The sequence below is a fragment of the Limosilactobacillus balticus genome, from assembly GCF_014145615.1.
Taxonomy (GTDB): domain Bacteria; phylum Bacillota; class Bacilli; order Lactobacillales; family Lactobacillaceae; genus Limosilactobacillus; species Limosilactobacillus balticus.
In genome coordinates this window covers 39,725-60,532 of the sequence record NZ_JACIVH010000034.1, presented here as the reverse complement: position 1 = coordinate 60,532, position 20,808 = coordinate 39,725, and the positions used below count along the sequence as shown (strand labels likewise).

General features: G+C 36.9%; 21 protein-coding genes. 18 read left to right on the top strand and 3 right to left on the bottom strand.

Annotated elements, in window-relative coordinates; translation table 11 throughout:
- Positions 1 to 815: LPXTG cell wall anchor domain-containing protein (locus tag H5S10_RS10255; RefSeq protein ID WP_231795425.1), on the top strand; the 815-nt coding region annotated here is incomplete at its 5' end.
- Positions 816 to 881: 66 nt separating this feature from the next.
- Here H5S10_RS10255 and H5S10_RS00435 read toward each other — a convergent pair.
- Positions 882 to 2,285 carry a C69 family dipeptidase gene (locus tag H5S10_RS00435; protein ID WP_182588357.1) on the bottom strand — a complete coding sequence of 468 codons (1,404 nt, stop codon included), beginning with the start codon at positions 2,283 to 2,285 and terminating at the stop codon, positions 882 to 884.
- A 138-nt stretch (positions 2,286 to 2,423) separates the two neighbouring features.
- On the opposite strand from H5S10_RS00435, the gene H5S10_RS00430 reads away from it, so the two are divergent.
- From H5S10_RS00430 to H5S10_RS00415, 4 genes are all read left to right on the top strand, one after another.
- Complete coding sequence (locus tag H5S10_RS00430; RefSeq protein ID WP_182588356.1) at positions 2,424 to 4,253, top strand: cation:proton antiporter domain-containing protein; 1,830 nt, start codon at positions 2,424 to 2,426, stop codon at positions 4,251 to 4,253.
- Positions 4,254 to 4,335: 82 nt separating this feature from the next.
- Positions 4,336 to 4,521 carry a 2-hydroxymuconate tautomerase gene (locus H5S10_RS00425; protein ID WP_003663508.1) on the top strand — a complete coding sequence of 62 codons (186 nt, stop codon included), beginning with the start codon at positions 4,336 to 4,338 and terminating at the stop codon, positions 4,519 to 4,521.
- Between the two features lie 134 nt (positions 4,522 to 4,655).
- Complete coding sequence (glpK, locus tag H5S10_RS00420; protein WP_182586854.1) at positions 4,656 to 6,158, top strand: glycerol kinase GlpK; 1,503 nt, start codon at positions 4,656 to 4,658, stop codon at positions 6,156 to 6,158.
- 44 nt (positions 6,159 to 6,202) lie between these two features.
- Complete coding sequence (locus H5S10_RS00415) at positions 6,203 to 6,715, top strand: hypothetical protein (protein ID WP_182586853.1); 513 nt, start codon at positions 6,203 to 6,205, stop codon at positions 6,713 to 6,715.
- A gap of 44 nt (positions 6,716 to 6,759) precedes the next feature.
- On the opposite strand, the gene H5S10_RS00410 is transcribed toward H5S10_RS00415, so the two are convergent.
- Together H5S10_RS00410 and H5S10_RS00405 are read right to left on the bottom strand one after the other, a co-directional pair.
- On the bottom strand, positions 6,760 to 6,996 hold the full coding sequence (locus H5S10_RS00410; protein WP_136001693.1) for a hypothetical protein: 237 nt from the start codon (positions 6,994 to 6,996) through the stop codon (positions 6,760 to 6,762).
- Between the two features lie 9 nt (positions 6,997 to 7,005).
- Entirely contained in the window at positions 7,006 to 7,581 is a 576-nt protein-coding gene (locus tag H5S10_RS00405; RefSeq protein ID WP_182588355.1) for a sigma-70 RNA polymerase sigma factor region 4 domain-containing protein, read from the bottom strand.
- A 216-nt stretch (positions 7,582 to 7,797) separates the two neighbouring features.
- Between H5S10_RS00405 and H5S10_RS00400 the strand changes: the two genes are divergently transcribed.
- From H5S10_RS00400 to H5S10_RS00340, 13 genes are all read left to right on the top strand, one after another.
- A complete protein-coding gene (locus H5S10_RS00400; protein WP_182588354.1) occupies positions 7,798 to 8,520 on the top strand; it encodes a hypothetical protein in 723 nt (240 codons plus the stop codon).
- Between the two features lie 105 nt (positions 8,521 to 8,625).
- Positions 8,626 to 9,024 carry a winged helix-turn-helix transcriptional regulator gene (locus H5S10_RS00395; RefSeq protein WP_182588353.1) on the top strand — a complete coding sequence of 133 codons (399 nt, stop codon included), beginning with the start codon at positions 8,626 to 8,628 and terminating at the stop codon, positions 9,022 to 9,024.
- A 394-nt stretch (positions 9,025 to 9,418) separates the two neighbouring features.
- Positions 9,419 to 10,420: an LCP family protein gene (locus H5S10_RS00390; RefSeq protein WP_182588352.1), complete on the top strand. Its 1,002-nt coding sequence runs from the start codon at positions 9,419 to 9,421 to the stop codon at positions 10,418 to 10,420.
- A 20-nt stretch (positions 10,421 to 10,440) separates the two neighbouring features.
- Positions 10,441 to 11,316, top strand: a complete 876-nt coding sequence (locus H5S10_RS00385; protein ID WP_182588351.1) for a YveK family protein — start codon at positions 10,441 to 10,443, stop codon at positions 11,314 to 11,316.
- Between the two features lie 12 nt (positions 11,317 to 11,328).
- The gene (locus H5S10_RS00380; protein ID WP_182588350.1) at positions 11,329 to 12,075 is read left to right on the top strand and encodes a CpsD/CapB family tyrosine-protein kinase; all 747 of its coding nucleotides are present in this window, start codon (positions 11,329 to 11,331) and stop codon (positions 12,073 to 12,075) included.
- A 33-nt stretch (positions 12,076 to 12,108) separates the two neighbouring features.
- On the top strand, positions 12,109 to 12,750 hold the full coding sequence (locus tag H5S10_RS00375; RefSeq protein ID WP_267905323.1) for a sugar transferase: 642 nt from the start codon (positions 12,109 to 12,111) through the stop codon (positions 12,748 to 12,750).
- A gap of 50 nt (positions 12,751 to 12,800) precedes the next feature.
- Entirely contained in the window at positions 12,801 to 13,964 is a 1,164-nt protein-coding gene (locus H5S10_RS00370; RefSeq protein WP_182588349.1) for a glycosyltransferase, read from the top strand.
- Positions 13,957 to 15,021, top strand: a complete 1,065-nt coding sequence (locus tag H5S10_RS00365; protein ID WP_182588348.1) for a glycosyltransferase family 2 protein — start codon at positions 13,957 to 13,959, stop codon at positions 15,019 to 15,021. Before H5S10_RS00370 ends, H5S10_RS00365 begins: the two co-directional genes overlap by 8 nt.
- Before the next feature lie 15 nt (positions 15,022 to 15,036).
- Positions 15,037 to 16,023, top strand: coding sequence for a glycosyltransferase family 2 protein (locus H5S10_RS00360; protein WP_182588347.1), 987 nt, complete (start codon positions 15,037 to 15,039; stop codon positions 16,021 to 16,023).
- A gap of 15 nt (positions 16,024 to 16,038) precedes the next feature.
- Complete coding sequence (locus H5S10_RS00355; RefSeq protein ID WP_325064747.1) at positions 16,039 to 17,157, top strand: EpsG family protein; 1,119 nt, start codon at positions 16,039 to 16,041, stop codon at positions 17,155 to 17,157.
- Positions 17,158 to 17,172: 15 nt separating this feature from the next.
- Positions 17,173 to 18,177: a glycosyltransferase family 2 protein gene (locus H5S10_RS00350; protein ID WP_182588345.1), complete on the top strand. Its 1,005-nt coding sequence runs from the start codon at positions 17,173 to 17,175 to the stop codon at positions 18,175 to 18,177.
- On the top strand, positions 18,152 to 19,213 hold the full coding sequence (locus H5S10_RS00345; protein ID WP_182588344.1) for a polysaccharide pyruvyl transferase family protein: 1,062 nt from the start codon (positions 18,152 to 18,154) through the stop codon (positions 19,211 to 19,213). Before H5S10_RS00350 ends, H5S10_RS00345 begins: the two co-directional genes overlap by 26 nt.
- Positions 19,214 to 19,230: 17 nt before the next feature.
- Entirely contained in the window at positions 19,231 to 20,742 is a 1,512-nt protein-coding gene (locus H5S10_RS00340) for a lipopolysaccharide biosynthesis protein (RefSeq protein ID WP_182588343.1), read from the top strand.
- Positions 20,743 to 20,808 lie beyond the last annotated feature (66 nt).

Sequence of the window (20,808 nt, the reverse complement as noted above, 5' to 3'; positions counted from 1 at the left end):
GTCAAAGTGAAAGTGCCTCAACGTCGTTGAGCCAAAGCGAGAGTACCTCAACCTCATTGAGTCAGAGTGAGAGTGCGTCAACCTCACTAAGTCAGAGTGAGAGCGCCTCAACATCGCTCAGCCAGAGTGAGAGTGCCTCAACATCGCTCAGTCAAAGCGAGAGTGCCTCAACATCCTTAAGCATTAGTGAATCAGTTTCCGCTTCAATCAGTTCCTCAACCTCAAACAGTGGCTCACCGGTAAATCCACAACCGGATAACCCATCTGAATCAATCAGCGATTCAGTATCAATGTCGATTAGTACGAGTGAATCGATTTCAATAAGCTCAAGCACATCTGCATCAACAAGTGCTAGTTATTCACCTTCAACAAGTGGAAGCACATCGATTAATCCTAGTGAAAGTACTTCAACTTCAATTAGTAATTCTTCATCTACTAATGGATCCGAACCTACTAGCGGTAGTCAATCATCAGTAACGCCATTCCCAGATAACAGTGGCACTGGTTCAATGTCAACGAATGGGTCTGGAAACGGCTCGGCTTCATTGAGTTTGAGTATTACTAATAGTACAAATACTTCAGGTCTTGAAAATACAAATGCATCTGTTACTGATAAGCACACAACTGTTGACTTAACTGCCCAAAACTCAGTTGCAAACAGTAATGTAAACAAGACCAGTCAGCAAAATAAGAAGCTTCCACAAACTGGTAATGCCAGTCAAACAACGGCTGAATTATTTGGTCTAATGTCATTAGAAGCAATCTTACTCTTGTTAATTGCGAAGAAGAAAAAACACCACAAAGATAATAAATAATTAGGTGCATACAAAAAGCAGCCCCTAAGCTGGAATTTCCAACTTAGGAGCTGCTTCTTTTTTGTCTTACAGGTTCTCATCTGTATTAAAGTTTAATTCACAATAATCAGTCATCTTGGTAATCAATTCAAGACTTAACTTCTTATAAGCATTTAAAGTATCGGTCGCATAGTCGTCACTTTGCCGCGTTAAGAAGGTTGCTCGTGCTTCACCTTTAAGGCTCGGGAGGCGACGATCAGTTTCCGCAATCATCTTAATGGCCGCGGCGTTTCGTTCTTTTTGTACGTCCCGTAACAAAGGAAGAAAGTCGTGCAGGTGGCTATCAACTAACACGCTAGCATGCTTGAAAATCCAGTAAGCGGAGTTCAGTTGGGCCGGTAACTTACCACGCTTGTAAGGGGCTGGCGTATCAGTAATACCGTTGAAGAATGGCACATAGGTACTTTCTGCCGCTACTCCCATCGCCAGCCAATGAATATTGGCGCCCGGCCGGTTCATTTGCAAAATATGCGACTCTTGGGTCTTTGCTAAACTAATTGGCCGGTATTTATGAGCGTGTTCACAGTGACCAAGGGGATCGAATTCAGTGCCTTCATAGTGGTTACTGAGATAACTTTGAGCATCAAAAATCGATAACTTATGGTCCGGCTTCATGATAAATGGCAATTCAGTTGATTCCGGTGTTTCATCAGTTGCTTGTCTAGGACTAAACATTTGGTGACCAGCCCATACCCGCGGTTCAGAGTAAATTGCGTCTGATCGATCAGCGGTCCCAAAGATCTTCCGGAAATTAAATGTTGAGGGATCTGGGTTTAAATTATGTTTCTCAACAAATCCCTGAATCCCAGGATGGAACATAAAATTATCGGGATCATTAAAGTTGATTTCCTGAATTGCTAGCTGGTTTGCCACCACCGCGTATGAATCATCCGGAATTCGTTGCGCAACCCAATAATGGCCAGCGCCCGTTTCAAAGTACCAGGCCTCGTCATTATCAGCGAAGAGTACTCCATTAGTTTCGCCAGTTCCGTACTTCGCAATCAAGTTACCGAGCCGTTGAACCCCTTCACGAGCAGTTTTGACATATGGTAGCACCACGGTGATCATCGCTTCTTCGTTTAGGCCATTTTCAACCAGCGGATCATAGCCTAAAACAAGAGCATTCGAATAAGCACTTTCGGTTGCACTCATTGCGACATCGTATTCATTAATCCCGTCTTCTTCAAATAAACCATCTTTATCTGTCCATTCGGGAGTGGCCGTGTATTGAGCACTTTCTTTTGGCAAATCGAGCTCTAAACGGGTATCCTTAGAGATAAAGTGGCTTGGCATTTCGCCACGTTGATGAACGACCATGTGCTTGGGCCACGCTGCCTTCGCATCCTCATTTCGACCAATCATGATCGTGCCGTCAATACTGGCATCCTTTCCAATTAATATACTTGTACATGCAGTTAATTTATTCCCCATAGATAATAAATTCTCCTTTTGTATAATATATTAATTGTACCGCGAACCATGATTTAAGTCGATTTAGTTAGAATATTTTAATTTCAAGTTAAGAAGTATATAATATTGCTGTATAAAATAGGAAGGGAGAAAGAAAATATGCAACAATTATCACTGTTAATCGTTATGTTAGCGGCGTTAATTATTCCTATTATTATGGCGCGGTTTAGGGTATCTTCAATTCCGACCGCCATTGCTGAAATTATTACGGGAATTATTCTCGGGAAAAGTTTCTTGAATATCGTTAACCCCAACTGGACCCTTAATATGATGTCATCGATGGGGGTCATTATGTTAATGTTTTTGTCCGGGATGGAAATTAATTTTGACCTATTCCGGAAAATACCTGGGAAAAAACGTGATAGTAAATCGCCAGTCGTGATGGCCTCGCAAGCATTTGGCCTCATTATTGCTACCGCTCTGATTATTGCAATCATAATTAGTCGCTTGCACTTATTCAATGACGTTCTCTTAGCAACGATTATCTTTTCAACAGTTGCCCTTGGGGTAGTTATTGCGACGCTTAAGGAAAAAGATATTTTACAAAAGCCGGTCGGACAGACGATCCTTTTAACCGCTGTTTTAGGAGAAGTTGTCCCGATGCTGGCATTAACTTTTTATGCCTCAATTAATGGGGGAAACGCTCGGCGACTGTGGCTGATCGTTTTGCTTTTCTTAGCTGCTTTTGTTCTTTTGCGCCGTTTCAAGCAACCATATGTCTGGTTTAACAAAATTTCTAAATCAACAACCCAGCTAGACATTCGCCTTGCTTTCTTCTTGATTTTTGCATTGGTAACGATTGCGGAAACAGTCGGTGCGGAAAATATTCTTGGGGCTTTCTTAGCAGGAATGGTTATGAAATTGCTTCAACCGAGTGAGACTACGGAAGACCGGCTTAACTCCATTGGTTATGGGTTCTTAATTCCGTTCTTCTTTATCATGACCGGGGACCGACTTGACCTAAAGAACTTATTTGCTAATCGGCAGGCTGTTACCTTGATTCCAATCCTGGTCATCGGCTTTATCTTGGCAAAATTGCCAACCATGATAATTTATCGCCGTCGATTTAAGCTTCGGAACTCATTTGCGGGCAGTTTCTTGGTAGCAACGACGATTACTTTGGTTTTACCAACCTTGGAAGTTGCTCGCAACCTGCATGCAATTACCCAAGCGCAATCAGCTGCTTTCACTTTGGCCGCTGTTATTGTTTGTATCATTGCGCCGATTGTCTTTAATTCAACCTACAAACTTGAGAAGGCAGACTTAATCAAACAAAAGGTAAACTTTATCGGAACCAATACCTTAACTGTCCCGATTTCCCAACAATTATATAAGAATTGGTATGATGTGCGGATGGTTACGGATAATGAAAATAACTTTAAAACTTATAATAGTCAGGTGAAACATTTAGAATATATGCCTAAACTTGACGCGGAGTCCCTTGAGCAAGGTGGCTACTTTGATTGTGACATTATCGTTGTTGGATTCTTAAATGATCATAAGTCCGCGCGGTTAGCTCAGATCGCCAAAGAACATGGGGTAAAACGGGTGATTGCTAGTCAAAATAATCCCCGTCTCGATCCCAAAGATGTTAGTGCTCTTCGTGAAAAAGGAATTGAAATCTTTAATAGTTTCAATGTCCAGAGCAGTGTCTTGCGGGCCTTGATTGAATCACCATTGATCTTGCGGATGTTGACCGATACCGAGGCGGGACTATATGAGGCTACACTGTTAAACAGCCGGTATAGTGGACGCGAACTGCATACGTTACCGTTTGTTAACAAAATTACGATTAGTCGAATCTTCAGAAACCACAAGCCAATTGATCCGCACGGGGATACAGTGCTAGAATACGGCGATCATATTCTCTTTACTGGTGACCGCCAAGCAGCTGAGGAAGTCCGGGAAAATTTACAAGGGCGAAAATAATTTAATATTTTGACCTAATGTAATTGCCGGAAAAGCGCTCTTATGGTAAGATTTTAAATGAATTTAGAAGGAGGCACGGATTATGCCATTAGTTCATATCGACTTGATTGAAGGCCGGACCGATGAGCAGTTAAAGGCTCTCGTAAAGGATGTTACAGCAGCAATTTCAAAGGATGCCAATGTTCCTGCCGAACGGGTGCATATCGTGTTGAATGAGATGCGCAAAGACCGCTATAGTGTAGCTGGTAAGATGGTCAGCGACAAGTAACAACAAGAGAGTCATCGGGGGAGGCAGTTCAGTCTTTGCACGGTGGCTTTTTTGTATGATCTAAAATCCATCAAGTTTCTTCCTATTATATAGGTAGAAACTGCTCGCAATTAGCAGCGAAAGGATGAATATAATTGAGTGAACAACAATATATCATGGCGATTGACCAGGGAACGACGAGCTCACGAGCGATTATCTTTGACCATGACGGAAATAAGGTTGCGATCAGTCAGCAGGAATTTCCCCAATACTTCCCGCAGCCGGGGTGGGTTGAACATGATCCCCTGGAGATTTGGGATAGCGTTCAATCAGTGATTTCAAATGTAATGATTAAGTCCCAGATCAAGCCCTATAAGATTGCGGCAATTGGGATTACTAACCAACGGGAGACGACGGTTATTTGGGATCGCCATACCGGTAAGCCGATTTATAACGCAATTGTCTGGCAATCGAAGCAAACGAGCGACATCGCCGAACAATTGATTAAAGATGGTTATAAGGATATGATCCACCAGAAGACTGGCTTGGTGATTGATTCGTATTTCGCGGCCACCAAGATCAAGTGGATCCTTGACCATGTCCCTGGGGCTCGGGAAAAAGCAGCAAAGGGAGACCTGATGTTTGGAACCATCGATACTTGGTTACTATGGAATTTATCGGGACGGCGGGTCCACGCAACGGACGTGACCAATGCCAGCCGGACGATGCTTTTTAATATCCATACCCTCGACTGGGATCAAGATATCCTTGACTTGCTTGATATTCCGCAGTCGCTTTTGCCAGTAGTAAAGCCAAGTTCAGCCATTTACGGTTATACTGGCGACTACCACTTCTATGGGGTGCAGATTCCAATTGCTGGGATTGCAGGTGACCAACAGGCGGCCCTCTTTGGTCAAGCGGCCTATGATAAGGGGTCGATCAAGAATACCTATGGGACCGGCGCCTTTATCGTTATGAATACGGGGCTAAAACCCACGCTTTCAGATAATGGCTTGTTGACGACAATTGCGTACGGCTTGGACGGACAAACCCATTACGCGCTTGAAGGGAGTATCTTTGTGGCCGGTTCTGCCGTTCAATGGCTGCGGGATGGCCTTAAGATGTTTAATAAGGCAAGCGAGTCCGAACAAATGGCTGTCGATGCCAAGACAACAGGTGGCGTTTATGTTGTCCCAGCCTTTACAGGATTGGGCGCACCGTACTGGGATCAGGAAGTGCGGGGCGCAATGTTTGGCCTTACCCGAGGAACTGAGCGGGGACATATCATTCGCGCGACTTTGGAAGCAATCGCCTACCAGACCAAAGATGTTGTCGATACGATGGTTAAGGATACCCAGTTACCATTAACAGCACTGACGGTTAATGGGGGAGCATCACGGAACAACTTCATGATGCAGTTCCAGGCCGATATCTTACAAACGCCAATCAAGCGGGCAGCGATGGAAGAAACAACCGCCCTGGGAGCAGCCTTCCTCGCTGGCTTGGCCGTTGATTTCTGGGAAGACCAGGATGAGTTACGAAAGCTATCGCGGATTGGCGACCAGTTTGATCCGCAGATGGATCCGCAAGAGGCAGCTGACTTGTATCGGGGATGGCAACGTGCCATTGCAGCTGCGCAGTTTTATGGGAAAAATTAATTAAAAATACCGATCACCATTCAACAAACTAATATAAAAGGAAAATGAGAGAAATGAAAATGAAAACACCGGTTCAGATGACTGATGATTTGGCATGCTTTATTAAGGAAAACCGAGAAGATACGGCTTTCCCTCATGAATCACTCTATGTTGATTTGTTAGAACAATGGAAAGTTTTAAGCCGTTACCAGTTAGAATATGCTGATAAGGAGAGCAAACGCCTTTATAATGCCTATTGGAACTCCATGGCACGGTGGTATGAGATTTTTAATAACGAACGGGATAACTTATTAGAACCAACCGCCTTGCCAAGCGATGAGTTAATGGACTTCTATGCTGGTTTAATTGAAGACCTCATGGATCACGTCCTTAATTTGGTACCACCATCGCCCCATTCGACGATTATTAAATTAACTGATTTCCGGGTCTTATTAAGTAATGAATTACAAAAGATTACCCAACTCGACCTCGGAATTCAAGGCCCGATTGACTTTGCAATGATCATGGATTATTGGAAGATGTTGGGTGAAAGTTTTGATCGGGAAAAGATCAAATAAGCGAATAGAAAAAACAGGCCTGGAGCAATCCAGACCTGTTTTTTCTATTCTATCCACTTTTGCAAGTAGTCAATCAATACCCTCGCGTCCTCCTTTGTCAGCGCAAAAGTATTATCATGGCTGATATTATCAAAATCAATATTTGACACCAGCATTTGCAGCTCAGACTCGTCAGCGTTCTGATAAATGCTAAGCTCATTAACGCACTCATCATCGCGATCTTCGCCATCATACTTAATATGGAGCCACTTAGCTTGGCAGTCAATTTTATGTTTTTCCACATTCTCACCTCAAAACTCTCCTTTCATTTTAGCACGAAGCTGGTGGGCACGGGTAATTACTCCGCGTCGCCACTGCGAAACGGCTGCTCGACTAACCTGGTATTCATCCGCAATTTGCCGGTCACTCAAATGGTGGTTGAGTTTAGCGATCAAATATCGTTGTTGAACGCGGGGACAGTGGTGGTAGAGGTAGTTAAGAAAGTCGCTATTTTCTAGGTGAGCAAATGGGGCGGTCGCTGAATGGTCAACCATTGTCTCGTCATAGTCATGATCATCTTCTTCGTTGTCGAGGGTGTAATTAAAGAGGAAACTTTCAAGTTGCTGCTGCCGTAATCGGTCAAGCAACCGCCAGCGCATCCGTTGGTAAGCAAAACACATCAAGTCCCGTTCATTTTCGACCTCATCTGTCTCCTGTAAGAAATCAGCGTAGGCCTGGGCAAAGATAATCGAAGCATCTTGGACAAAATCATCATAGTCGTCCCGGCGCGGTGAGATCCCGAGACTCTTTAATACTCCATGGACAATCGTGATCCGCTTATCGCTCATCAGAAAAGTTAAACCGTCAGAAATTTTTTTGTAATTCATTATTGAGAACATCCTTTAAAAATATTCTCAAGAGCTCTTGAGTACCGTTAACTTATCAAAAAATCTGTTGTCTTAGCGAACGATAAAACAGGGCGAAAGTGTCCTAAAAAGACGTTGACAGGGTAGATTTATCCCAGTATCTTAATATTCAAGCTAAAAGTGAACCATTTTACAACGAATTTGCACTTTTTTATGATTTGCTTGGAGGAGATAATTGTGGTTCGTAAAATCATTGATATGAGCATGCTGGATAAATTAAAAATTGATGGGGAGGTGGCAAACTACCTAGTGCAATGGGATAACACCTTATTGCTAACGGCTTATGATCAAAATCGGACGTTTGTTTTAACCGTGGATGGAGAACAGCTGCTTATTCGGGAGCGGTTGAAAGATGTCCTTAGTCGTTTTGCACAGGCGAATCTAATTTATGAGTATGAAATGGAAGTCCATTTTGCTAAAGTCGGTTGTCAAACACGGGGGTATGTCGCCGGTCACCATCGTCTAGTGCCAACTTGTGGATCATCAAATGAACAGGTTATTTATTACATGGTTCATCTGATGGAGGACGCTAGTGAGTTAGAGAGTGATAAGAGGGTAGAAATGATTATGAATGGCCGAGCAGGAGACAAATATCACGTCCAAGTTGCTACTTCTGAGCGCACTTTTCGGCGAATTGTAAGTGCCGCTGATGAAGTTGCTAATGACCAGCTTTCTCTCTTTGAATACTGGATGTATCGCCTGGGGAAGGTAAAAAGGGAGCTCTTCGAACGAACCTACTTTGGTGATTATTGTGTTTATACGAAACTTCGTAAGCTGGCACTCGATCTATTTATCCGAACAGTTTTACATATCCTGAACAAGGCTCATAAAAAGGTATATGGCGAAGAAACACCCGCTGAACTTGTTAAAGAAGTAAAACGGGTGATAAATAAGTTCTGATGGAAAAAGCATTATAAAAATGGACAATAATTAAACATTAGTCCATTAGCTTGTTATAATAGGTGGTGAAGAGGAGTAGCTTAAGTAATAGAATGGAGCATTTTTATGACTGAAAAGAAAGATGAGTGTGGCGTAAAATACACACTAGATGTTTTAGAAGATCGCTGGCAACCACGGATTATCTTTTGGTTAGGCTTTCGGCCATTTACCATTGAAGAATTACATCAATTGCTACCAGAGTTGACAGATGTTGCTCTTAAAGAAGAAATAACATCCTTGCAGAACTTGCGAATTGTTAATCCGGTTGTTGATGAAGAAAACAAGTATTCATTGACTGACGATGGTAATGACTTGCGTAACATGGTCCTAACCATGAGCATCTGGGGGCGACAACAAATGGATGACTCTGCTAACCGAGTTTCCACGCAGATCGTTGAGCCGGAAAAAGATGCCAGTATGTCAGAACTGATAAAGTATAATGAGAAGCTTAATGAATATATGTAACGAACGGTGAGTGCCTAAGGAAGTTTCCTGGGCACTTTTTTATTAGGCAAAACAACCAAATTTAAATTTGTAACTAAAATGAAATAAACAGGTGATTAACGATAAGAATTCGCAATTAGCCCGTTAAAAGGCTGATATAATCACAAGGAAAGAGAGAAGGGACTTGATAATTTGACGAAAATGTGAAAAAGTTATGAAATTCATCCTTGACTATCGATGTTACATTCTTAATAATGTATTAAGTAATTATAAATTTGATTGACTGACAACTGATATTAAAAAAGTTCGTAACTCGTTATTTACCATTGTTAGTGTAGGTTTCCAGTAATGTAACTTGTTGCACTAGTGGACTTTTTTTAATTACGGCGTTAGTCAAAAATGGGAGAAATTTTTTATGTCAGACGAAAATAATCGACCCTTGAATAATAATGATGATGGTATGCAACAACCGGAACATCACCATCACCACCACAGACATCATCGGCGTCACCGGGGATGGAAGATCTTTGGGGTAGTCGTTGGTGTTTTAATATTGGTTGCGTTGTTCTTTGCCGGCATGGCGTGGCATAATCTGAAATCCACGACAGATGATATGTATAACAATGCCGGTGCGACCAAGTCACGGGATGCGCAAAAAGTTCTTGATCAAAAACGGCCAGTATCAATTTTGCTGTTAGGAACTGATACTGGAGCACTCGGTCGGGATTATAAGGGTCGGACGGATACGATGATGATCATGACCTTGAATCCGAAAAGAAAGACTACCACGATTGTTAGTCTTCCGCGGGATATGAAGGTTAACTTACCTGGTTATCCGCAATATTCACCCGCAAAAATTAACGCTGCATATACCTATGGGGGTGTCAAGGAATCAATTAATACGATCCAAGATCACTTCAATATCCCAATTGACTACTACGTCTTGGTTAACATGGGCGGTTTGGAAAAGGCCATTAACCAAGTTGGTGGGGTTGATGTGAAGTCACCACTGACGTTTGATTATGAAGGCTATCACTTTGAAAAGGGTGAAACCTACCATATGAATGGAAAAAAGGCCTTAGCCTTTAGTCGGATGCGGTATGATGATCCTGAAGGGGACTATGGTCGTCAGCAACGACAACGGTTAGTGATTACGGCGCTATTAAAGAAGTCTGTTTCATATAAGACAGTCCTTAATCGGTCATTCTTACGGTCAGTATCTGATAACTCACAAACCGATTTGACCTTCAATGATATGATGCGGTTAGCACAAAGTTATCGTGATACTAACGAACACATCGTTCAAGACCATGCGCAAGGACGAGGGCAAAATGAAGATGGTCAAGCCTTTGAAGTGGTGCCAACGAGTGAGCAACAACGGATCACTAACTTGTTACAAAATAGTCTAAAAAATTAAATACATGAGGAGTAGAAGTCGTGAATAGTTCACAACAAACAGCGAATAATACAATTGATTTGCATCGGTTAATGATGCTCTGTCGTAAACACATTAAGATGTTAATTATCTGGACATTATTAGCCGGAGTACTGGGGTATGTTGTGGCCCAGTTCGTCGTGGTACCAAAGTATACGGCGACGACCGAAATCTTGGTTAACCAAAAGCATGAAAATGACGATAATGGACAAGCTTATACTAATCAACAAGCGGATATCCAGATGATTAATACCTATAAGGATATCATTACGAACCAAGTAATTTTGAGTAAGGCTAGTAAGCAACTTAAGAATCCAGTGAAGGTGATCAAGCCAGCCCAACCGGCAGAATACCGTCGTAATGCGGATGGCACACGGAAGTTGATTAAGGAAGCCCAACCGGCAGTCGTTGAACGTGGCGGTAAGAGCTATAACCTATCGACAGCTGAATTAAAGAAGGCTATTAGCGTGCAAACCCAACAAAATTCACAGGTCTTCTCCCTCCAAGTTAAGACTGATGATCCGCAAGAATCAGCGGTAGTGGCCAATACTGTCGCCAATGTCTTCAAGCAACAAATCAAGAAGATCATGAGTGTTAACAATGTGACAATCGTTTCACGGGCAAGTACGCCAGATGAACCATCATTTCCTAATAAGAAATTATTCGCCTTAGCTGGTGCTGTATTAGGCTTAATCCTTAGCTTCTTATACATCCTGATCGGCGACTTAATGGACACCAGTGTGCACGATGACGATTACCTCACTAATGAATTAGGCTTAACTAATCTTGGCCATGTAAATCATATTGAGATGAGCCGCGACTTTAAAGTTAATAATCAAGAAAGTCGGCGTCAAAATAACGGTAAGCGACGGGTTTAAGGAGGAGAGAATATGTCATTATTTCATCGAACACAACAACAATCAACCGATACCATGGATAATGGGGCTAAATTGATTACCGTTGCTCATCCGAAGAGCCCAATTTCCGAACAATTCCGAACAATTCGGACTAACATTAACTTTATGGCGATTGATAAGCCAATCAAGAGTTTGGCCCTGACCTCAGCTAATGTGAGTGAAGGGAAGTCAACCGTGACGGATAACGTTGCCGTAGTTTGGGCGCAAACTGGTCAAAAGGTATTATTGATTGATTCTGATTTGCGGCGACCAACCCTTCACGCAACGTTCAATACAAGTAACCAACATGGGTTAACGACAATCCTAACTAGTGGTACTAATTCCGTTGATTTACGCGAAATCATTCAACCAAGTGGGGTTGATAACCTTGACATCTTAACAGCAGGGCCAATTCCACCTAATCCAGCAGAGCTCTTAAACTCACAACGGATGAAGACATTGTTAGATACGGTTAAAGGCATTTACGATATGGTCATTGTGGACGTACCACCAATGCTAGAAGTTACTGATACGCAAATTCTTTCGCGTCACCTGGATGCGGTTGTCTTAGTTGTGAAGCAGGGACAAACCCAAAAATTAGCCGTTAAGCGGGCCGTTGAGCTTCTTAACTTAGCACATGCTAATTTACTAGGATATGTAATGAACGATGTTAATGCCGATGGCGATGCTGCTTATGGTTATGGCTATGGCTATGGCTACGGAGAGGATACGAATAAATAAAATTTCTTAGAATTAAAGGGGGGATTTATAAAAATGGACGGAAAATTGCAAAATGCTAATATTGAGCAAATCAGTAATTTTAGTTGGTATAGGGATATCTGTAAACGATTCTTCGATTTTGTGTTTAGCTTAATTGGAATCGTAGTGTTGGCTGTCCCTATGTTAATTGTTGCAATCGTGATTAAGATAGACTCTCCTAAAGAACAAATCCTATTCCGGCAAAAACGAGTTGGCAAAAATAATCATGAGTTTACTATCTATAAGTTTCGGTCAATGCGGCAAGATGCGCCACACGAGATGGCAACGAAGAATTTTGAAAATCCTGAAGCATATATTACCCCGGTTGGTAAGTTTATTCGAAAGGCTAGCCTTGATGAATTACCCCAACTATTTAACGTATTTAAGGGTGAAATGAGTATTGTGGGACCACGGCCGTTAATTCCAAATGAGGGAAAAGTCTTGAAACTTCGTGATGAATATGGAGCTAATAAGATTTTGCCAGGAATTACCGGTTTAGCTCAGGTTCACGGACGTGATGAAATCACCGATGAAAATAAGGCGGCTTATGATGGTAAGTATGCTCTAAGGATGAGTATGCTGTTAGATATTACAATTATTTGTAGAACTTTTTTAGATGTTTTGCAGAGTCGTGGAATTAAAGAAGGAAAACAATAATAGGTAAGGTAAGAATGATATGTTTCATTTTTATTATAGGATATTAATTTATGAGTTTAGAAAGTAAGAAAAAGATTTTAATTTTAGCAACAACAGCCTCAATGATTGCACAATTCAATATGCATAATATTCAAATTTTAAAAAAATTAGGGTTTGAAGTTCATGTTGGCACGAATTTTAAGAAACCTGGTACGATTCCTAATAATTTGAGCAAAAATTTAGTAGCTACCTTAAATAAAATGAATGTTCCATATCACCAGATTGATTTTCCGAGAGGAATAGGTACACATAAAATTAATAGGAAAGTATTAAAGCAGGTTTGTACGGTTATCAAAAACTATGGGATTTCTGGAATTCATGCCCATTCGCCACTTGGTGGAATTATAGGTCGTAGAGCTGCTCATAAAATGAAAATTAAAATTTTATATACAGCTCATGGTTTTCAATTTTTTAAGGGTGGTCCTATAAGAGACTGGTTGATTTTTTTCCCTGTTGAATGGTTTTATGCTCGGTGGACTGATGCATTAATTACAATTAATCAAGATGATTATCAGGCTTCAAGATTTTTGCCTGTTTCTAGGCGATATTATATTCCAGGAGTAGGAATTAATTTTGACAATACTGTCTCTACTTTTAGAAAAAAACAATTACGAGATCAAACAAGAAAAAAATTAAGTGTCAAGTCTGATGAATATTTACTTATTTCTGTTGGTGAATTAAGTAAAAGAAAAAATCATGAGACAGTTTTAAGGGCTATAGCACGATTAAATAATACTAAAATAAAATATGTAATTGCTGGAATTGGAAAAGAAAAAGATCGGTTAATTAAATTGATAAGTGAACTAGGGTTACAAAAACAAGTGCTGTTATTAGGATATTTAGAGGACTTAGACGGACTCTATTATGCAGCCGATCTAAATGTATTTGTTTCAAAGAGAGAGGGATTGGGCCTAGGAGGACTTGATGGTGTTGTACACGGAGTATATATGATTGGAAATGCTAATACAGGAATGAAAGATTATATTCTCAATAATGATATAGGCTTGCTGGTAAAATCACCTACAGATAGTAATGAACTAGCCCAAAAAATACAACTTGCAATGAATAGTAAACGGAAAGCAAAACTAAATAAGCAAATTCAAAAATTCAGTCAAAAAAACGTTGACAAATTGATGACAAATATTTATAAGAAAGAGTTTTTTAGTTATGAGTAAATCGTCCATAGATTTTGATGTTATTGTGCCTATCTATAATTGTGAAGATTATTTAGAACGCTGTCTGCATTCTTTGATAACTTCAAGAAATAATTTTATCAATATTATATTAGTAGATGATGGATCTACAGACAAATCAGGAGAAATTGCAGACAAGTATGCTGCTATGTATAGTAATGTAAGTGTAATTCATAAAGAAAATGGTGGCCTATCTAGCGCAAGAAACGCGGGCTTAGCAAGTATTAAAGGCACTTATTTTACATTTGTAGATCCAGATGATTGGGTATCTAAAAATTACTTCACTAGTGTTGCGGAGGAATTGAGTACTCATGAAGTAGATATTCTAATGGTACCTTATTCTCGAATTTATTCTGATATTAAACTTGATACATTTGTGTTTAGTAATAAGATTTCTATTTTTGACGAAGTAAAAACAAGAGATATTGTAATGAGACGGTTGTATGGAGTAATTAATTCAGAATTAAACAATCCATTAACTGTTGATAATTTATCTACTGCATGGGCTAAATTTTACAAAACTGATAAGTTTTCTGAGATCAAGTTTACTGCAAAAAGTAAAATTTATTCAGAGGACTTATGGTTTAACATAAACTGCTTTCTTAGGGCAAAGAGTTCTGAATATTTTAATAAACCAAAATATTATTATTTTAAGGAAAATGAGAATTCAATTGTCCATACATATAACGCTAATATGCTTGATCAGTATAAGAGGCTATATAGTCAAATGCATGATTATATAATTGAGTATGAACTTGACGAGAAATTTCTTAAGGCGTTGAATAATAGGATTGTTATTAATGAATTGATAATTTTGAGAAATATTGTAATGTCAAACAAAAATTCTTTTTTTAAGTATAGAATGATTAGAAATGTCTTGTCTGATCCAATGTATGCTAATGCTTATAAAAAATTTAGTTTTGATAAATTACCTCAAAACTATCGTTTCTTTTATAAATGTTGTAAATACAGACTATCAGCAATTACATATTTAATGTTAGTAGTTGGGGAACAACTTAAAACAAAAATCAAACAATAGGGAGAGAAATATCCAATGCCAGATGTGACTGTGATTGTTCCTGTTTATAATGCTGAGCAATATATATTGTTCTTGATGAGAGATTTAGAAAATCAAACTTATAAAAATGTTGAATTTATTCTTGTTAATGATGGTTCAAAAGATAATAGTTTGGAAATAATGGAAAATTACATTGCAAAAAATGGTAATGATAGATTTAAAATTATTAGTCAACCTAATAGTGGGGTTTCATCAGCAAGAAATAAGGGCTTAGAATATTCAAACGGTAAATATATTATCTTTGTAGATTGCGACGATAGGTTGTCATCGTTATTTGTCGAAAAATACGTTAATAGAATAGAGAGTAATTCTAGTGACATTGAGGTGTTTTCTGCCATTAAGGTTAACGACAGAAAGAAATTCATTGAAGATGGGAGAATAGATTACTCTCCAATAGCTTCAATGAATTCAATGGATGTTAAAAGTTATATAAAATATTTTTCTAACTTGCAAGCATGGGGCTATCCATTTTGTTATATTTTTAAGCGCGAATTGTGGAAGAATATTAAATTTAATCCGGATATAAAATATCAAGAGGATGTTTTGGCTTTTTTCGAAGTATTGACAAAATATCCTCATATTAAAATCGGTGTTAATAAAGATGCTTATTACTATTATGTTAGTCGTAAAGACAGTGCTCTGCATACGATGACTAGTGAAAATGCTTGGCAATTTGTAGAGGTTGATGATAGCATCTTAAAACTTGTGTCAGGTCAACCCTCTTTGAAAGAATGTTATGATTTTTTGTTAGCTCTAAAAATGTCTTCATTGATGATTGTAATCGTTACAAGTTGTTTGGAAAACAATGATTATTATTATCAAAAAGCGAGAGAGCAATTTATTAATCTAAATAAACATTCAAAATATATTTCCTTAAAAATAAAATTAAGAAGAAAACTGCAGGAAACGGTAATTCGCTTGAACCTGAAGCTTATAATAAAAAAATTATACGCTCGTTTATAACGATTAGGTGAAAAAATGTTGTATATATTTTTAGTTTCAATAGGTATTTTGTTATCGTTATTAAATATAACAAAAAACAAAATTATAAATTGTCTATATTTAATAGCTGTCATAATAAGTATGGTGTACTTAATGGGGACAGTAAGTCCTTACCATTCTTTTGATACATCAGCATATCAATATATGTATAATCTTCCTCCGATTAGCCATAGATTTGAGAGTGGATATATGCACCTATCATATTATTTCTACTTAAATGGTTTTACTTATGAAGCCTTTAGGATTGTTTCATATGCATTGTTCTCTATAACTATGGCAATTGGTATATTACAACTTACTCCCAATATAGTTGGATTCTATAGTTTGTATTTAATTTTTCCTTTTTTCTTAGATGTTACACAAGTACGTCAATTCTTTATGTTTTCATTGGTTATTTGTGGGGTTGGATTATTATCTACAAACAATAAATTTTTTCGATATATAGGGATATTTTCAATATTAATATCGCCGCTATTTCAAACATCAGGACTCGTTTACTATTTATTATTTATATTAATCAAAGTTGATTATAAAAAAATACTTAAAATAATGGATTACTTAATCTGGATATTACCGATAGTAACATTTGTAATTCATTATGGAAATCTTAATAGAATTTTTTCAAAGGCTTTAGAGTTAGTACTATCGTCAAGAAGTAATGGTGCTGAGTCTGTAAACTTATATACACAAGGATCTTCTTTTTCAATTGTAATCTTTTATATTTTATCAATAAGTATAAGTTATTATATGTTTAGAAAAATGATCGTTAAACTTGAAAATTATGCAGAAAACAAAAAAAAGTTATTAACTATAGTATTTTTTATTGGTATTCTTTTTATACCTCTACTAGCTTCTTCTAGTGATTTTGAGCGATTTATTAGGAATAGTATTTTTATTTTTATTCTTACTTTTTCAATATATATTTCTCAAGTAAAAATAATTGGATCTACCGAGTGGACAAAGGGTTGGGTTGGACTATTATGTGTACTTATATTAATCACGACCAGTTGGAGATACTGGGATACAAGCGTCACTGGACGTAATCAATTCTTACCATATATTATAAAAGTTAAAAACCCAAATAAACTTGAATAAAGGGAGGTTTGTTTGTTGATTTCTATTATTATGCCAGTTTATAACGTGCAGAATTATGTTTCAGCTTGCATAGAAAGTGTATTAAAACAGACATATACCAATTTTGAATTAATCATAGTAAACGATGGATCTACTGACAATTCATTAAAAAAGGTTGAGAGCTTTGTTTATGATTCTAGAGTAAAAATTTTTTCTCAAGAAAATCAAGGATTATCAGGTGCACGAAATACAGGATTAAAGTATGCAAAGGGCGATTATATATACTTCATAGATTCTGATGATGTTATAAATCATAATTTGTTTGAAATAATTATGAACGAATTTGAAGTGAATAAAACTGTTGACTTAATTAGTTTTAATTATCGTGAGAGAAGTATTGTACAATTACCTAATTTAGATAAAAAATTAAATATTAAAGAAAAAATTTTTTTATCTAGTGACGAAGCCTTGCGGTCTTTAATGTTAAACGAGATACCTCAGATGGCATGGTCATACATAGTAAAGACTGACATTATAAAAAAAAATAACATTTCTTTTTCTTATGGAAGGTTGTTTGAGGATAACAATTCTGCAGCTAAGATATATAGTCATTGTAAGAAAATAGAAAGGGTTTCAATCGCACCTTCGCCATATATACTTAGAAAAAGATCCTCATCTATTACAGAAGTAGCAGATAAAAATTTATCAAGCAGAGATTTGGAAGATGAAATGTATGTATTTGAAGACGAATATAAAACTTTTATCATAGTCAAAAATCTAGAGAATACATTAGCTCAAAAATGGTATTTCAATAAATTAAATCATCTATATATTAAGTACTATTTATCTCTATCTTCGAAAAGGCCCGATTTATTACAAAAGTTAAAGATGAAATCTAATAAAATTTATCGTGAAAATAGTCTTTCGTTAAATCTAAGGGAAAAGGAAAAATGGTTAAGAGTTAATTCTAAAATTTTTGATTTTGCAATTCGTTTAATATGTGATAGGAGAACTAATGATAAAGTTAAGAGAAAAAATTAAACATGGATTATATTCAACAAATATTTTTGTTCATAAATTTCCAATAAAGCCTAAAACTGACAAAAATAGAATATTTTTGTTAGGGACACCACTTTTTATGAATTATGGTGATCAGGCAATTAGCTTAGCTGAATTACAGTTTTTAAAAAGGCAATTTCCTTCAAAAGAAATTATAAGTATTCCAGAAGATGCGGTTTATCAGCAGTTGCCGGTGATTAAGAAGATTATTAATTCTACTGACGTAATTGCATTACATGGGGGAGGAAATATGAATGACATATATCCTCTTCAAGACGAACAAAGAATAGCTGTGATTAAAGAATTTACAGATAATAGAATAGTATTGTTTCCACAATCTACTAGTTACGATTTGTCGAATTCATCTAGCAGTTTCTTCGAGTTGAAAGAAAATATAGAAAATAGAAACAATGTTTATTTATTTTTCAGAGACCAGTATAGTATGAGCTTTATGAAGAACAACATACAACTAAAAAATATTTTTTGTGTGCCAGATATTGTTTTAAGCCTTCGGGTTAATAGTGGTATGGTTGATCGTCAGAATAAAATAACTACATTTTTGAGGCGTGATGTCGAGAAGGTAGTTAATGAAAATGTGATCAACTTAGTAAAAAAAGTAAATAAAGAGTATAATGTTGAAAAAAGTGATACTGCTGATACTTTTTGGATGGAGCATGTGGTTACTAAATGGAATCATGAAAAATTAGTTAAGAAAAAATTACTTGAATTTCAGTCGGCTAAATTAATAATTACTGATCGACTTCATGGAATGATTTTTTCTATCATTACTGGGACACCAGCGATCGTATTTGATAACTCAAATCATAAAATCAAAAATGCATATGAAAGTTGGTTTAAAGATATACCCTACATTTATTATGTAGAAGATACAGATAATATAAAGAATGTTTATTCTAAAATTGATGAATTAATGAATGGCAGGACACAAACATATACAATGCCTGATTTCAGTAGTTATTATGCTGAATTGATTAGAGCTTTAAGTCGAACATCTTAGGGAGAGTTTAATTATAGATGGAAAGATCTCGAACAGCTAATTCAATAAGAAATATACTATTTAGTTTTAGCTATCAAATAATTACAATATTATTAAGCTTCATTAATAGAAGTATTTTTATATTTATATTAGGCATAAATTATTTAGGAATATCAGGTCTGTTTAATGATATCTTAATGATGCTTTCGCTGGCTGATTTGGGGTTTGGAGTTGCTTTAACCTATAGTATGTATAAGCCCTTAGCTGACCATGATTACAATCGGCTAGCAGCATTAACGAATCTATATAGGAAAGTATATAGAATAATCGCATTAGCAGTAACTGTAATAGGGTTATTGCTTGTTCCCTTTCTAAAATACTTAATTAATTTAAAACACCCGATTCCGCATATTACTTTATATTATTTAATGTATTTAGCAAACACCGTTGCCTCATATCTTGTTATATATAAGACATCTATCTTAACGGCTGATCAAAAGGATTATATTCTAAATAAATATAGAAGCTACTTTAGTATTCTACAAACGTTGTTTATGACGTTATTTTTATGGATAACACATAATTATTTTGTATATTTGTTAGTGCAGGTGATTTTTACATATATACAGAATTTTTATTGTTCCTATATAGCAGGGAAAATGTATCCATTTATCAATCAGAAAGTTGAGATGCCTATAAAAGATGTAAAAGAGATTTTTAAGAATTTATATTCTGTATTTCTATATAAAATTTCTGGTGTTTTACTGAATGCAACAGATAATACTATAATATCAGTGATGATAGGTACTGGAATGGTTGGTTATTATTCAAATTATTCAATGATTACAGTACGATTATCTGGCTTAATCAATACAATTTTTTATTCTCTAACTGCTAGTTTAGGTAACTTAGTGGTAAAGGAAATGCCAGAAAAAAGATATAGGGTCTTTCTAGTTATGCAGTCAATTAGCTCAATTTTTTCAACTACATGTGTAATTTGTTTAATGTTGCTTACTCAAGATTTTATAGGACTTTGGTTGGGAAAGAGCTATGTTTTAAGTTCATATACTCTTTGTGCAATACTCCTTAATTTTTATTTAGGAATAATCTTATTACCAATCTGGGTTTATCGAGAAGCAACAGGCCTTTATCAGCAAACGAAGTATGTTATGGTAATTACGGCTATTATTAATGTTGTTTTATCAATTTATTTAGCCAAGAAGATGGGGATTACTGGTGTTTTGCTTGCTTCTGCTATTTCTAGGCTAGTTACTTATTTTTGGTATGAACCAGTTTTACTTTTTAAGAAATATTTTTCCGAGTCTAGCTGGGTTTATTTTCGTCACATTATTATTAACATGCTTATAACTATCATTATTTCTGGATTGGAAATTTTGACTATTGGTAAATTTATACCTGATAATTGGGGTATGTTACTTATTAAAGCACTCATTGTTGGTGCAACTAGCTTGAGCTTAGTAATATTGTTTTATTCTCGATCAGGTGGATTTAGCCTAATCTTAAAAAGAATAAGAAGTTTTACTAAATAAAATAGCCGAAATTCATTATATGCTTGATTCCATCACGTGAGGTACTTTAAGGCAATTACTGTTAGT

Excerpts from the sequence above, each read along its gene's own strand:
- H5S10_RS00435 (WP_182588357.1), bottom strand. The coding sequence starts at position 2,285 with ATGGGGAATAAATTAACTGCATGTACAAGTATATTAATTGGAAAGGAT.
- H5S10_RS00430 (WP_182588356.1), top strand. The coding sequence starts at position 2,424 with ATGCAACAATTATCACTGTTAATCGTTATGTTAGCGGCGTTAATTATT.
- H5S10_RS00425 (WP_003663508.1), top strand. The coding sequence starts at position 4,336 with ATGCCATTAGTTCATATCGACTTGATTGAAGGCCGGACCGATGAGCAG.
- H5S10_RS00415 (WP_182586853.1), top strand. The coding sequence starts at position 6,203 with ATGAGAGAAATGAAAATGAAAACACCGGTTCAGATGACTGATGATTTG.
- H5S10_RS00405 (WP_182588355.1), bottom strand. The coding sequence starts at position 7,581 with ATGAATTACAAAAAAATTTCTGACGGTTTAACTTTTCTGATGAGCGAT.
- H5S10_RS00395 (WP_182588353.1), top strand. The coding sequence starts at position 8,626 with ATGACTGAAAAGAAAGATGAGTGTGGCGTAAAATACACACTAGATGTT.
- H5S10_RS00390 (WP_182588352.1), top strand. The coding sequence starts at position 9,419 with ATGTCAGACGAAAATAATCGACCCTTGAATAATAATGATGATGGTATG.
- H5S10_RS00380 (WP_182588350.1), top strand. The coding sequence starts at position 11,329 with ATGTCATTATTTCATCGAACACAACAACAATCAACCGATACCATGGAT.
- H5S10_RS00375 (WP_267905323.1), top strand. The coding sequence starts at position 12,109 with ATGGACGGAAAATTGCAAAATGCTAATATTGAGCAAATCAGTAATTTT.
- H5S10_RS00370 (WP_182588349.1), top strand. The coding sequence starts at position 12,801 with ATGAGTTTAGAAAGTAAGAAAAAGATTTTAATTTTAGCAACAACAGCC.
- H5S10_RS00365 (WP_182588348.1), top strand. The coding sequence starts at position 13,957 with ATGAGTAAATCGTCCATAGATTTTGATGTTATTGTGCCTATCTATAAT.
- H5S10_RS00360 (WP_182588347.1), top strand. The coding sequence starts at position 15,037 with ATGCCAGATGTGACTGTGATTGTTCCTGTTTATAATGCTGAGCAATAT.
- H5S10_RS00355 (WP_325064747.1), top strand. The coding sequence starts at position 16,039 with ATGTTGTATATATTTTTAGTTTCAATAGGTATTTTGTTATCGTTATTA.
- H5S10_RS00345 (WP_182588344.1), top strand. The coding sequence starts at position 18,152 with ATGATAAAGTTAAGAGAAAAAATTAAACATGGATTATATTCAACAAAT.
- H5S10_RS00340 (WP_182588343.1), top strand. The coding sequence starts at position 19,231 with ATGGAAAGATCTCGAACAGCTAATTCAATAAGAAATATACTATTTAGT.